Origin of the sequence: Kitasatospora sp. SC0581, from assembly GCF_048159585.1 — a bacterium.
Classification (GTDB): Bacteria; Actinomycetota; Actinomycetes; order Streptomycetales; family Streptomycetaceae; genus Kitasatospora.
This window is the reverse complement of the sequence record NZ_JBLRWA010000290.1, coordinates 1-332: the sequence shown is the minus strand read 5'-3', so window position 1 is coordinate 332 and position 332 is coordinate 1. Positions and strand designations below refer to the sequence as shown.

At 73.2% G+C, this 332-nt stretch carries 1 protein-coding gene; it reads left to right on the top strand.

Features of this window, described 5'->3' with window-relative positions; all coding sequences use genetic code 11:
- Positions 1 to 134: 134 nt before the first annotated feature.
- Positions 135 to 296, top strand: a complete 162-nt coding sequence (locus tag ACLWS4_RS38135; protein WP_416876589.1) for a hypothetical protein — start codon at positions 135 to 137, stop codon at positions 294 to 296.
- The last annotated feature ends 36 nt before the right edge of the window (positions 297 to 332 follow it).

The following is a 332-nucleotide window of genomic DNA, read 5'->3' as shown; positions in this document are numbered from 1 at the left end:
CGACGCGCCTTCCCGGCACCGCGTCCCCGCGCCGCGTCCCGGCGGAACGACCTCGTGACCCGGGCCGCTGCCGGGTGCACAATGGCCTTCCACTGCCGCCCCATGGCGGCGGCGAACGCTCATGGGGGACCGACATGTTCTACCTTCTGGCTGCCCTGTTCGTCGTCGCGGTCATCGTGGCGCTCCTGGTCGTCCTGAACCGCCGCGGCAACTCCTCCGCCCGGGTGATCCCCGGCGAGTCCGGCACGCCCGAGAGGTTCGGGCTGGGCCACATCCACCAGGACCGGAACCTCTGAGCGCCGGCGGGGCGACGCCAGGCGGCGTGGCGTTCA